The organism is Adlercreutzia faecimuris (assembly GCF_022669055.1).
Taxonomy (GTDB): domain Bacteria; phylum Actinomycetota; class Coriobacteriia; order Coriobacteriales; family Eggerthellaceae; genus Enterorhabdus; species Enterorhabdus faecimuris.
The window spans coordinates 125,893-139,133 of the sequence record NZ_JAJMLW010000004.1 but is presented as its reverse complement, the minus strand read 5'-3'; the positions used below and the strand labels follow the sequence as shown (position 1 = coordinate 139,133).

General features: G+C 69.9%; 10 protein-coding genes. 1 reads left to right on the top strand and 9 read right to left on the bottom strand.

The window, feature by feature from the left end; all coding sequences use genetic code 11:
• Positions 1 to 466: 466 nt before the first annotated feature.
• Complete coding sequence (locus tag LPT13_RS10825) at positions 467 to 4,369, top strand: VaFE repeat-containing surface-anchored protein (RefSeq protein WP_242166385.1); 3,903 nt, start codon at positions 467 to 469, stop codon at positions 4,367 to 4,369.
• Between the two features lie 48 nt (positions 4,370 to 4,417).
• Here LPT13_RS10825 and dxr read toward each other — a convergent pair whose 3' ends face one another.
• The 9 genes from dxr to LPT13_RS11875 all read right to left on the bottom strand — a co-directional run bounded on the left by dxr (position 4,418) and on the right by LPT13_RS11875 (position 13,218).
• Positions 4,418 to 5,740 (bottom strand): 1-deoxy-D-xylulose-5-phosphate reductoisomerase, encoded by a 1,323-nt coding sequence (gene dxr, locus LPT13_RS10820; protein ID WP_242166383.1) that lies wholly within the window; start codon positions 5,738 to 5,740, stop codon positions 4,418 to 4,420.
• On the bottom strand, positions 5,727 to 6,593 hold the full coding sequence (locus LPT13_RS10815; RefSeq protein ID WP_242166564.1) for a phosphatidate cytidylyltransferase: 867 nt from the start codon (positions 6,591 to 6,593) through the stop codon (positions 5,727 to 5,729). Before LPT13_RS10815 ends, dxr begins: the two co-directional genes overlap by 14 nt.
• A gap of 198 nt (positions 6,594 to 6,791) precedes the next feature.
• The gene (uppS, locus tag LPT13_RS10810) at positions 6,792 to 7,571 is read right to left on the bottom strand and encodes an undecaprenyl pyrophosphate synthase (protein WP_242166381.1); all 780 of its coding nucleotides are present in this window, start codon (positions 7,569 to 7,571) and stop codon (positions 6,792 to 6,794) included.
• Between the two features lie 60 nt (positions 7,572 to 7,631).
• A complete protein-coding gene (gene frr / locus LPT13_RS10805; RefSeq protein WP_242166380.1) occupies positions 7,632 to 8,189 on the bottom strand; it encodes a ribosome recycling factor in 558 nt (185 codons plus the stop codon).
• A gap of 119 nt (positions 8,190 to 8,308) precedes the next feature.
• A complete protein-coding gene (gene pyrH / locus LPT13_RS10800) occupies positions 8,309 to 9,025 on the bottom strand; it encodes a UMP kinase (protein ID WP_242166379.1) in 717 nt (238 codons plus the stop codon).
• 231 nt (positions 9,026 to 9,256) lie between these two features.
• Positions 9,257 to 10,384 carry a glycosyltransferase gene (locus tag LPT13_RS10795; protein WP_242166378.1) on the bottom strand — a complete coding sequence of 376 codons (1,128 nt, stop codon included), beginning with the start codon at positions 10,382 to 10,384 and terminating at the stop codon, positions 9,257 to 9,259.
• Complete coding sequence (locus tag LPT13_RS10790; protein ID WP_242166377.1) at positions 10,381 to 11,571, bottom strand: DegT/DnrJ/EryC1/StrS family aminotransferase; 1,191 nt, start codon at positions 11,569 to 11,571, stop codon at positions 10,381 to 10,383. The genes LPT13_RS10795 and LPT13_RS10790 overlap by 4 nt, the downstream gene beginning before the upstream one ends.
• Complete coding sequence (locus LPT13_RS11880; protein WP_242166376.1) at positions 11,568 to 12,149, bottom strand: acyltransferase; 582 nt, start codon at positions 12,147 to 12,149, stop codon at positions 11,568 to 11,570. The genes LPT13_RS10790 and LPT13_RS11880 overlap by 4 nt, the downstream gene beginning before the upstream one ends.
• Positions 12,142 to 13,218: a Gfo/Idh/MocA family protein gene (locus LPT13_RS11875; protein ID WP_242166375.1), complete on the bottom strand. Its 1,077-nt coding sequence runs from the start codon at positions 13,216 to 13,218 to the stop codon at positions 12,142 to 12,144. The genes LPT13_RS11880 and LPT13_RS11875 overlap by 8 nt, the downstream gene beginning before the upstream one ends.
• Between the last annotated feature and the right edge of the window lie 23 nt (positions 13,219 to 13,241).

Here is a 13,241-nt window from a genome sequence, read left to right as displayed (position 1 = left end):
AAGCGCGGAAGCCGCGCGGGGGATACGCAGGGGGCCGCAGGCGCGCGGCGGGTCGGGGCGTTGCCTCGCCCCGGTTCTCTTGACGGCCATTATAGGAAACCCGCCCGCTACCTCCCGCTTTCCAACAGAAAACCCATGAGGGAAAGGAGGGGGCTGGCGCGCTTCCGAGGAGTGGGGGCGCCGCGCGTGAGGCGCACGCACGCGGCGGGGGCGGCGCTCCCGGGACGCGCGCGTGGTGCGGGGCGGCGACGCGCCCTCCTCGCCGCTCAACGCGGGGCAGCGTCGCGCCCCCTCGTCGCGTGGCGTGGGGCGGCGTTGCGCTCCCTCGCCGCGGGGGCGGGGGACGCCGGCGGCGCGCTGCGGGGCGGTGGCAGCCGAAGCGCCGCTGCGGTGCCGTCCCGTCATTGGGGGCGCCTAGGATGCCCGGGACGCAGCAACTGCCGACACCCGGAGAAAGGAGCCCACCGTGCCATCCGCCCCCATCCCGCTCAAGCGGGCCGTGACCCGCGCCGTCAAGATGCTGACGGCCGCCCTGCTGGTCGCGGGCCTCATCCCCCTCGCCCTGTGCTCGCCGCCCGACCGGCGCGCCTTCGCCTCCGACCAGGCGTACCTGGAGGTGAACGGCCAGATCCCCTACGCCGGCTACTCGACCGGCCGCATGACCGTCAACGGCGCGCCCGCCATCTGCGCGCAGCCGGCGAAGCAGACCCCCGCCGCGGGGGCCTACGAGAAGCAGGACCTCATGATCGGCTACGTCGGCAACGCCGAGTGGTACGACGCCGAGCGCCAGCACCTGCGCGCGCTGCTCTACTTCGGCCCCGGCAGCTACGGCTTCGACCCCGGCATCTGGCCCTCTGCCTGGTACGACGGCACGCCCATGACCTACGACCGCTACGTGGTCTGCCTCCACATCATGGTGAGCGACCGCTACTCCTACGACTTCAACAAGGCCACCTACGGGTGCAACGCCGACTTCAAGCGCTGGGCGCGCGACAACCTCACCGGCCAGCTCACCTCCACCGAGACCGTGCCGGACTTCGACAACACCACCGCCGGCAAGATCTACGCCAACGGCTGGCGCGTGCCAGACACCTTCAACGCCTACGCGCTGGCCACCGGCGCGGGCAACCAGATCATCCTCACGTTCGACAACGTGGGCTGGCTCGCCCTGGACAAGGCGAGCGCGGCCGAGGGGATATCCGCGAACAACGGCTGCTACCAGCTGGAAGGGGCCTTCTACGCGGTGACCGACGCCGGCGGGAACGCCGTGGCCACGCTCGTCACCGACGCCGCGGGCCACGCCTCCTCCGGCGAGCTGACGCCCGGCACCTACTACGTGCAGGAGGTCGCGAGCCCGCCCGGCTTCGTCCTCGACCCCACCGTCTACGAGGTGGAGGTGGCGCCCGGCCAGACGGCATCGGTCGGCGGCGGGCGCGTCTACGACCAGCCTCAGTACGACCCTGCCGCGCTCTGGCTCGCCAAGGCCGACGCCGACTCCAGCACGCCCGTCGCCCAGGGATCCGGATCCCTCGCCGGCGCGGAGTTCTCCTTCCGCTTCTACGCGGGGCACCACGCCACCGCGGCAGAGGCCGAGGCGTCCGGCGCGCCCCTGCGCACATGGGTGCTGCGCACCGACGCCGACGGCCGCATCGTCCCCGATGACGCCCACCGGGTGGGCGGCGACGACTTCTTCCGCGACGGAGGCGGCGCGCCCGTCCTGCCGCTCGGCACCCTCCTCATCAGCGAGACGAGAGCGCCGGCCGGCTACCTGCCCGACCCCACCGTCCACGTGCGGCAGGTCACCGGGGACGGCGGGACGCAGGAGGTGACGGCCTACCGCGCGCCCACCGTCGCCGAGCAGGTCATCCGCGGCGGCGTGCGCGTCGAGAAGCGCGACCGCGAGTCCGGCCTCGGCGAGCCCTTGGGCGGCGCCACGCTGGACGCCACCTTCGAGATCAGCAACGCGAGCGACCGCGCCGTGGTCGTGGACGGCGTCAGCTACGGGCCCGGCCAGGTGGTCAAGCGCCTCACCACGCAGGACGGCGCGGCCCAGACCGGCGCCGACCTGCTGCCCTTCGGCGACTACTCCATCCGCGAGGTCATGCCCGGCGACGGCTACTTCCTCACCGACGGCGCGCCGCGCTCGTTCTCCATCGCCGCGCCCGGCGTCGTCGTCGACCCCTTCGCGGGCGGTGCGGCCTTCGCGAACAACGTCAAGCGCGGCGACCTCGAGTTCGTCAAGGTACGCGAGGGCACCATGGAGCGCCTGGCCGGCGTGCCGTTCCGCCTGGTCAGCCAAACGACCGGCGAGGCCCACATCCTGGTGACCGACGCGAACGGCTACGCGAGCACCCATGCCTCGTGGAGCCCGCACACCCAGCGCACCAACGCCAACGACGCCGCCGGCGCCGGGGCGTCTGACGCGGGCGCCGGCGTCTGGTTCGGGGCCGGCACCGCCCCCGACGACGCCCGCGGTGCGCTCCCCTACGACACCTACACCCTCGAGGAGCTACCCTGCAAGGCCAACGAGGGGCTCGTCCTGGTGACCATCCCCGGCATCGTCGTCAGCCGCGACTCCTACACCGTGCGCCTGGGCACCATCGACGATGGCGAGCCCGACGACGGCACCCCCTACCTGGCCACCACGGCATCCGACGGCCTCGACGGCGACAAGCTGCTCATCGCGGACGCCGACGCGACCATCGTCGACCGCGTGGAGTACGCCAACCTCACGCCCGGCGCCGCCTATCGGGTGGTCGGCACCCTCATGGACTCCGAGACCGGCGAACCGGCCGCCACCTCGAGCGGGCCCCTCACCGCCGAGCGTGCGTTCTCCCCCGCTGCGCGGCGCGGGTTCGTCGACCTGACCTACCGCTTCAACGCCCTCGACACCGACACGACCAGCTTCGTGGCCTTTGAGCTCCTCTACGACCAGGACGGGCGCCTCGTCGCCAGCCACGAGGAGCTTGACGACTTCGGGCAGACCGTGCGCCTCGTCGAGCCCTCGGTGAGCAGCGTCGCCACCGCCACCGCCGATGGGCGCAAGTCCCTCGTAGCCGACCCGGCCGCGTCCGTGAGCGACACCATCGCCTTCGCCAACCTCGTCCCCGGCGCGGAATACGCCGTCCGCGGCGTGCTCATGAACCGCGCCACCGGCGAGCCCATCGCCCAGGGCGGCGCGCCCGTGACGGCCGAGACCTCCTTTGTCCCCGATGCCGGCCACGGGAGCGCCACCGTCACGTTCGCCTTCGACGGCAGCGCCCTGCCGGCCGGCACCGAGCTCGTCGCCTTCGAGACGCTCTACCGCGGCGACGCGGCCGTGGCCACCGATGCCGACATCGCCGACGAGAGCCAGACGGTGACGGTCGAGCGGCCCGCGCTCACCACGCAGGCCGCCGACGCGCTCGACGGCGACAAGCGCGTCGTGGCCGAGCGCGAGGCGCACCTGACCGACACCGTGGCCTACGAGGGGCTCATTCCCGACCGCGAGTACGTGATCCGCGGGACGCTGCACCTGCGCGGTGAGGACGGATCCGACGAGGGGCCGCTCGTCGGCGCCGCGGGGGCGCCGGTGGCCGCCGAGGTCGCCTTCACGCCCGAGGCGCCCGACGGCACGGTGGAGCTGACCTTCGCCTTCGACGCGTCCGCCCTGGCCGGGCGCGAGGTCGTGGCCTTCGAGGAGCTGTGCCGCGAGGGCGTGCCGCTAGCGTCCCACGCCGACATCGCCGACGAGGGCCAGACGGTGCGCGTCGTGCCGAGCACGATCATGACGCGGGCCCGCGACGACGCGGACGGCGACAAGTCTGTCGCGCCCGAAGAGGGAGTGCGCGTGGTCGACCGCGTCATCGCCCGCGACGTGGTGCCCGGACGCGAGTACGTCATCGCGGGGATGCTGCTCGACCGAGCCGACGCGCTGCCGATCCTCGTCGGCGACGACTTCGCCGACCCGGACGCGCAGCCCCTGCGGGGGATGCGGGCCTACAACGCGGCCATGGGCTGCTGCGTGGCCCACGGCACGGCCCGCGTGGTGGCCGACGGGCCCGACCTGGAGACGCAGGTCGCCTACGACCTGGACGCGACCGAGCTGGCGGGGCGCAGCCTCGTGGCCGTCGCCTTCCTCTTCGACGGCGACGACCTGGTGGCCGAGGAATGCGACCTGGACTGCGCCGAGCAGACCGTCGCGGTGACCGACCGCGAGGAGCCCCCGTCCCCGCCGGAGGAGCCGGACGACGAGCCTGCGCCGCCCCCGCCGCCGGCGAGTCCCCTGGCGAAGACCGGTGACAGCCTGGCCGTCGCGCTGCTCGCCTTCGCCGCCGCAGGCGCCTGCGCCCTGGCCGTCCCCGCCGCCGCGAAGATGCGCCGCCGCTAGAAGCAGGGGGGCGGCAACGCCCGTCGCCGGCCCCCCCCTCGCGCGTCGCTAGGCGCCGTGCGCGCGCACCCAGGCGCGGGCAGCCTCGCGAGACCACGCATCCACGGCCTCCAGCTGGTCGAGGCCCTCGACGCGCTGGACGCCCTCGCGCTCGTGGGCGTCCATGACCGCCTCGACGCAGGCGGCGATGCCCAGGTAGGGGCACTCTTCCGCCAGGAACGCGGCCACGGCCACCTCGTTGGCGGCGTTCATGGCGCAGGGCAGCGTGCCCCCCACCGCACCGGCGTGGCGCGCGAGCGCCAGGCAGCGGAACGTGTCGACATCCGGCGCCGCGAACTCCAGGGTTCCCAGCGTGCGGAAATCCATCGGGCGCACCGGCGCGCCCCACCGCTCGGGGTAGGACAGCGCGAACTGGATGGGGATGCGCATGTCGGTGGTGCCGAGATGCGCCTTCACGCTGCCGTCGGCGAACTCCACCATGGAGTGGATGGCGCTCTGGGGCTGCACCACCACCTCGATCTGGTCGTAGGGCATGGCGAACAGGTGGTGCGCCTCGATCACCTCGAGCCCCTTGTTCATCAGCGTGGAGGAGTCGATGGATATCTTCGCCCCCATGTTCCACGTGGGGTGCGCGAGGGCCTGGGCCGGCGTGATGGCGGACAGCTCGTCGCGCGTGCGCCCGCGGAAGGGGCCGCCCGACGCGGTGACCCAGAGCCTCGTCACCTCGCGCGGGTCCTCGCCCAGCAGGCACTGGTAGATGGCGCCGTGCTCCGAGTCGATGGGCATGAGCGCACCGGCGGGGCCGAATGCCGGGGCCAGCCCCTCGGCGCGGCGCCGCGCGTCCAGCTCGGCGGCCAGCGGCATGATGAGGTCGCCGGCCACCACCAGCGACTCCTTGTTCGCCAGCGCCAGCACCTTGCCGGCCGCGAGCGCCTCGTAGCTGGCGCGCATGCCGGCCTCGCCCACCAGGGCGTTCACCACCACGTCGACCTCGGGCAGCCGCACCAGGTCGACCACGGCCGCGCCCCCCGTGCCGAAGGTGCCCTCCGGCGCGGCGGCGCACCACGCCGCCAGATCGTCGCAGCGCGCGTCGCCCGCCAGCCGCTCGTCGCCCACGGCCAGGTGGCGCACGCCGAACTCGCGAGCCTGGCGGCCGAGCGCGTCCACGCTGCCGAACACGGCCAGGCCCACGGCCTCCAGCCTGTCGGCGTGCTGCGCGATCACGTCCAGCGTCTGCGTGCCGATGGATCCCGTCGACCCCAGCACCACGACTCGCCGCCGCGCGCCCCGCGCCGCCGCGCTCACGCCCGCGCCGCTCGCGTCCCGCGCACCGCGCACCGACGTCTGCACGCCCTCGTCACATGATGACATACGGAATGCACCCCCCTGCCACGAGCAAGATGGCCGACGTCACGGCGGCCAGGAACAGCGAGTCGCAGCGGTCGAGCAGCCCGCCATGCCCCGGCATGATGGTGCCGGAATCCTTGAAGCCCGAGTTGCGCTTGATGCGGCTCTCAGCCAAATCTCCCAGTACCGACATCAGCCCGCAGATCAGGCCGAACAGCAGCGCCATGGGAATGCCCATGGTCACGCCGGGCACCAGCGTCATCACGCACCAGAACGCCATCGATCCCACCAGGCCGGCCAGGAAACCCTCCCAGCTCTTGTTCGGGCTCGTCCGCGGCGCCAGCTTGTGCTTGCCGAACCGGCATCCCACCAGGTACGCGAAGGAGTCGTTGGCCCACACGCTCAGGAAGATCAGCAGCACCAGCACCCCGCCCCACGGGTTGCCGAGCGACTGGCGGATGACCACCAGGCCGCACAGCAGAAGCCCCGTGTACGCCGCGCCGAAGAAGCTGACGCCCACGTCAGGGATGCGGGCGCGCGTCCAGAACACGTACCAGACGAGCAGCGCCAGCAGAAGCGCCAGGTTCACCAGGAAGGCGCCGGTGAGCCCGTAGAAGTAGACGCTCGGCGGGTAGAGCACGGCCGCCACGATGCCGAGCATCTCGTTGGGCAGCTTCGCGTCCGAGCGCAGCATGTAGAAGAACTCGCCCGCGCAGATGCCAGCGACTGCCATCAGCATAAGCAGCATGGGGATGTTGCCCGCCAGCACGCAGACGACCGTGACCACCGTGTACACGAGCCCCGTGCGGAACCGCACCTGGATGTCGGAGGGGTTCTTGAGCTTTTTCGGCGTCTTGTCGAGCGCCGCCTGCTTCATCTTCTGGCGCTTGGCCGCGCGCTCCGCCTTGCTCTGGCGCTGGCTCTCCAGCTGCTCGACGGTGGTGGGCCGGCGCCACGCAGGCGGACGCGCGGGATCGGCGGCATCGGGCGCGCCGGGCTCCCCGGGCACGGCCGCGTCGCGCCCCGGCGCCGGCGTCGCCGAGGCTGCCTCCCGTCTCTCCTCGTCGGACGGCACCTACTTCACCGCCCCGAACCGACGGTCGCGCCCCTGGTATTCCAGCAGGCAGCGCAGAAGCTCGTAGCGGTCGAAGTCGGGCCACAGCACGTCGGTGACCACGAACTCGGAATAGGCGATCTGCCACAGCAGGAAGTTGGACAGGCGCATCTCGCCGCTCGTGCGGATGAGCAGGTCGGGGTCGGGGATGCCGCAGGTGTACAGCCCGCGCTCGAACAGCTCCTCGGTGGGGACGATCACCTCGCCGGTCTCCTCGGCCACCAGGACCGCCTCGCGCATGCAATGCTCGCACGCGCGCAGGATCTCCTGGCGCGAGCCGTAGTTCACGGCCACCACCAGCGTCATGCCGTCGTTGTCGCGCGTCTTCTCCCACGCCTCGTCGAACGCCTCGCGGGTCTCGGCGGGCAGCACGCTCAGATCGCCGATGGTCATCACGCGCACGTGCTCCTCGTGCAGCCCGTCCACCTCGGCCAGCATGGTCTTGGCGAACAGATCCATCAGCCCGACGACCTCGTCCTCGGGCCGCTTCCAGTTCTCGGTCGAGAACGAGTAGATGGTGAGGTAGCGCACCCCCAGGTCAGACGCGCAGCGGATGGTCTCGCGCACCGCCTCGATGCCGGCCTTGTGGCCGCGCAGCCGGTTGAGCGCGCGCTTCTTCGCCCAGCGCCCGTTGCCGTCCATGATGACGGCGATGTGCTCGGGGATGCGGTCAACGTCGAGCGCCCCCAAATCCACATCGGACGGGGGCGCGGGGAATATGTAATCGAGCGGTTTGTTCATGATGACCTCACAGGTCGTTCGCACCACTAGTTCGTCCGTCCGAAAGGACGGACGAAGCAACTAGATCTCCATGACCTCGGCCTCCTTCTTCTTGAAGGAGGCGTCGACGTCGGCGATGTACTTGTCGGTGATCTTCTGGATCTCGGCCTCGGCGCGCTTGGCCTCGTCCTCGGGCAGGTTGTCGTTCTTGATGGCCTTCTCCACCGCGGCGTTGGCGTCGCGGCGGGCGTTGCGCACGGCCACGCGGCACTCCTCGGCAAAGGTCTTGCACTGCTTCACCAGCTCGCGGCGACGCTCCTCGGTGAGCGCCGGGAACGGCAGGCGAATGACCGAGCCGTCGTTGTTGGGGGTCACGCCCAGGTCGCTCTCCTGGATGGCGTGCTCGATGGCGCGCAGCATGCTCTTGTCCCAGGGCTCGATGACCAGCAGGTGCGCCTCGGGCGTCTTCACGCCGGCCATCTGGTTGATGGGGGTGGGGACGCCGTAGTAGTCGACCTTGATGCGATCGAGCACCATGGCGTTGGCGCGGCCGGTGCGCACGGAGGAGAAGTTGTCGCGCAACGAGGACAGGGCCTTCTCCATGCGCTCCTCGGCCTGCATCAGAATCTCGTCAACCATCGTGGTTCCTTTCCCTGGGCGCCTCCGGCGCGTCTCGTGTCGGCCCCTCCCGGCCGGCGCTTTCATCTCTCGTGCGGCGGCTCACGGCACGGGGCCGGGGCGCCACCGGGCGCGTTGCCCTATTCTACCGTGGTTCCCACGGCCTCGCCCTTGAGCGCCCGCGAAATGTTACCGGGCTTGGTCAGGTCGAAGACGATCATGGGCACGGCGTTGTCCATGCACAGCGACGTGGCCGTGGCGTCCATGACGTTGAGGCCGCGGTTGAGCACCTCCAGGTAGGTGATGCGGTCGAAGCGCTGGGCGTCGGGGTTGGTCTTGGGGTCGGAGTCGTAGACGCCGTCCACCTTGGTGGCCTTCATCAGGCAGTCCACGTCCAGCTCGCAGGCGCGCAGCGCGGCGGTGGTGTCGGTGGTGAAGTAGGGGTTGCCGGTGCCGGCCGCCAGGATGACCACGCGGCCCTTCTCCAGGTGGCGGATGGCGCGGCGGCGGATGTAGGGCTCCGACACCTCCTGCATGTTGATGGCGCTCTGCACGCGCGATATGACGCCGTGGCGCTCGAAGGAGTCCTGAAGCGCCAGGGAGTTCATGACCGTGGCCAGCATGCCGATGTAGTCGGCCTGGGCACGATCCATGCCCTCGGCCGATCCGGCCAGGCCGCGGAAGATGTTGCCGCCGCCCACGACCACCGCCAGCTGCACGCCGTCGCGCACGATCTCGGCGATCTGCTCGGCCAGGTCGTCGACCACCTTCGGGTCGATGCCGTAGCCCAGGTCGCCCGCCAGCGCCTCGCCCGAGAGCTTCAGCAGCACCCGGTCGTACTTGTATCCGTCGGCCATGAATCCATCCCTTCGTCAAGAAGCGTAAACCCTAACCGAACATTCTAACGGAAACCGGCCGACCGCTGAACCACGCCCCAGAAACTGCGGAAAGCGTAGGGCCTCCCTCGCGCCCAGCGCCCGGCAGCGCCCCCGCCGGGCACGGCGAGCGCCATGCCCGGATCGGCGACGGCAACCACACGAGCGTGCGAAGCCGCAGGTCGCCGCCGTCGCCCGCCTCACGGCGCAACCCTAGCGCGCGCCCGGCTGGCAGCTTTCGTAGAGGCCCAGAAAGTACTCTCGCGAAGGGGCGATCGAGAAATGCCGCTCGGCATACCCGCGCGCATCGGCAAAGCAGCGGTGCTTCTGATCCTCCGCCAAGAGAATATAGGACTCCATCGCCCTTGACAGCTCAGCCGCAAACGGATCGACCAGGCTGGAAAAGGACGGATCGAGCATCCGCCGGGTCTCGCCGACATCAGTCGCGATCACGAAGCACCCCGAGGCGACGGCCTCCGCGATCGTCTGCGACGGATAGTTGGTACCCTTCTGAAGCGCGCAAAGCACCTCGGCCTTCGGCAGGACCTCGCGAGGGCTCACATAACCCGGCATCGTCACGATGTCATCAAGGCGGAGATCCTCGATCTGCCCGCGGATGCGCTCCTCCTCCCAGCCGCAGCCGCATATGAGCACCTTGTAGCCGCTGGCCCTCAAGGCGTCTTGGCACATCTTCACGGCATCGACCATGAGCTGCGGGTTCTTCTGCTTGTTCAGCCGGGCGGCAATGAAGACGAAGAGCCTCTCCTTGGGCTGCGGGCGGTATGCCTCCAGGTCGGTGAAGGTCCCCGGGGTGCTTCCGACCAAGCAGCCCCTCCGCACCTTCTGCGAATAGAAGCTCAGCTGCTCCGGGCAGAGAACGTCCAGAACGTCAACGCGACGCAAGATAAAATCGAGCAGCCTCCCGCTCAGGAGAGACGCCGACGTTTTCTCCTCGATAAATCCCATGCTGTCGTAGAAGGTCACGCAATCCACCATCGAGAACAGAACCCTCTTCCCCACGGCATGCGCCCAGGCCGTGAGCGCGGCATTGAACCTGCTCGCGCCGTACACGTGGACGACGTCGACGTCCAGCCCTCTCAGCCTTCTCAATGCCTTGAGGCTGCCGCGTATCCGGGAGCCGTCCTCTACGGCGATTATCCTCGAGATATGCGACACGTCGCAATTGGCAAGGCTCAGCGACTCGTCCAAGAAGGCGCGCGAGCAGCCTCTCACGAGAAAGAACACCTCGTGCCTCTTCCCCGCCTCGTTGAGAACCCTGACGAGCCTCCTCTCAGCGCCCCCGAACCGCATCTTGCAGCTTATGACCAGCGCGATCTTCACAGCAGACCCCCATCCTCAACTCTCGCGCAGCTTCGACGACGGGGGCTGGCCCCCTCGATCGCCTGCAGCGCATTCCCCACGGCGTCGATCACGCATCGCTGGTCGGCATCCGACAGGTAAGGCCCCATGGGCAAGCTGACGACCGTGCGGCACAGGCGCTCCGTCTCGGGCGAGCCGAAGCAGACGACCTTCTCGTCCCAAGCCGCCTGACTGTGCAGGGGCTGCGGGTAATACGCCTGCGTGGGAACGCCCAGGTCGGCCAAGCAGGAGCGGAACGCTTCCCGATCGACGCGTTCCGGAAGCCGGACGGTATACTGCGCCCAGGCGCTTTCGAACCCATCGGGAACGACGGGCAGACCCAAGCCGACCTCCCCGAGCGCCCTCCCATACCGGCCGGCCGCCTCCCGAGCGGCATCGAGCTCGCGCTCGAACGCATCCATCTTGACCAAGAGCACCGCAGCCTGAAGGGCGTCGAGGCGACTGTTCATGCCGATCCGAGCGTTCTCGTACTTCGACGCGCCGGCCCCATGGGCTGCCAGGCTGCGAATCAGGGCGGCCCAATCGTCGTTGTCGGTAAATACCGCCCCGCCATCGCCCATGCAGCTCAGGGGCTTGCTGGGAAAGAAGCTCGTCGTGGAGATATCGCCGAGCGACCCCACCTGCCGCGAGCCGACGGCGCCGCCAAACCCTTGCGCGCCGTCCTCGAGCAGCAACAGCCCGCGCCGCTCGCACACCGCGCGCAAAGCGGGGTAATCGGCCGGAAGCCCGAACAAGTCCACCGCCACCACAGCCGCGAGCCGCGCGTCCACCTGCGCCTCGGCAGCGCTCGCCGCCTTCTCCAAGGAGGCAGGGGATATGTTGCAGGTGAGGGAATCCACGTCGACGAACACCGGGACCGCCCCCACCCTCGCCACGGCCTCCGCCGTCGCGAAGAACGTGAAGTCGGGAACGAGCACCGCATCACCCGGCCCGATCCCCCACGCCATGAGGGCCAGCGAGAGCGCATCGGTGCCGTTGGCGCACGTGACGCAATGGCGCGCGCCGACGTAGTCGGCGAGGCGCTCTTCCAAATCGCGCACTCGAGGCCCCCCGATGTAGCGTCCCTCGCCCATCACGGCCGCCACCGCCCTGTCGAGCGGGGCCCTCAAAGCCTCGTACTGGGCGCGCACGTCGCGAAACGGCATCATGGCGCGACCTCCCGCAGGCCAGCATCGGAAGCGGCGTAAGCGCGCCCGCACGCATCGCATCGCAGCGACTCGCCCAGGGTTTCCCCGCATTCGCAGACCCATCCCACCTGCCGGGCGGGAACGCCCACCACAAGCGCGTGCGCGGGCACATCGCGAGTCACCACGGAACCGGCTCCCACAAGCGCCCACTCCCCTATCACGTGCCCGCAGACGATCGTGGCGTTGGCGCCGAGGGAGGCCCCCTCGCCCACGAACGTGCGCACGCGGCCCACGCCCCGCCGCGTCGGGTCCTTCGGGTACTTCGACCGTGGCGCCATGTCGTTGGTAAAGACGCACGAGGGCCCGCAGAACACGTAGTCGGCCAGCTCCACTCCCTCGTAAACCGACACGTTGTTCTGGATCCTTACGGCATTGCCGACGACGGCGCCAGGGCCCACGTTGACGTTTTGGCCCAAGACGCAGTCGCGCCCAATGCGCGCGCCGCTCTGAATGTGGCAGAAATGCCAGATCGCAGTGCCCTCGCCGACGGACGCCCCCTCGTCAACGCAGGCGGTCTCATGCGCGAAGAAGCTAGCCACGCGGCCCCTCCCCCATATCGGTGCTCGAGAAATCCAGGAGGGGAAGCTTGACCGGCCGGCCCGTTTTCTGGCTCTTGTAGATCGCCAGCACCACCTCGAGGGCGTTGCGCCCGGCCACGGCATCGACCAAGGGACGGCGGCCGCTCTCGATGGCGTCGATCACGTCGGCGTAGAGCAGGCAGTGCCCGCTGCCGTACTCGTTGCGCACGTCTTCGTCCAGCGCGGCCGCATCGTCAAGCGCGCACCCCTCCACCCGCCACGTCTCGATGCGGTTCACCGCCAAGCCGCCCAGCTTGACGGTGCCCTTCTCGCCGAAAAGGCCGAGCGTCTCCTCCAAGTTGCACGGGTACACATTGCACGTTCCCTCGATGACGCCCACGGCCCCGCTGGAGAACGCGAGCACCGCAGCGCCGACGTCCTCGCCTTCGATAAAGCCGTGAAGGCGGTTCCTGGTAACGCCGTACACCTCCACGACATCGTCGCCCATCATCCAGCGAAGCAGGTCGATGCCGTGAATGCACTGGTTCATCAGCGTGCCGCCGTCTTGCTCCCAGGTGCCCCGCCAGGGCGCTTGGCGATAGTAGTCCTCAGACCGGCTCCACCGCACGCTGACGCTGCCGTGGGACAGCGTGCCGAGGCTCCCGCCCTCAACCGCCTCGCGCAGACGCCGCACAGCGGCATTGAAGCGGTTCTGATGGCAGACCGCGACGGTCGCCCCGCGCGAGGCGGCGCGCCGCACGATCTCGTCGGCATCGGCCATGGAGAGGGCGACGGGCTTCTCGATGATGAGGTTCTTTCCCGCATCGATGCAGTCGAGCGCGATGCGGGCGTGCTTGCCGCTTTCGGTGGCAATGGCCACCACGTCCAGCTCGGGATGGTCGCGCAGCATGGTTCGGTAGTCCGCATAGCGCTCAGCCGCGGAAAGGGCCTCGCATCCCACGGCGCCGGCCAGCCGCTCGATCTGCCCCTCCCGCACGTCGCACAGGGCAACCACGTCGAGGCCGTTTTTCAAGGCGGCTCGCAGATGGCTTGCCGCGATGCGGCCGCATCCGATGAGCGCATACTTCACTCGTTTTCCCCTCTCGTCCACGC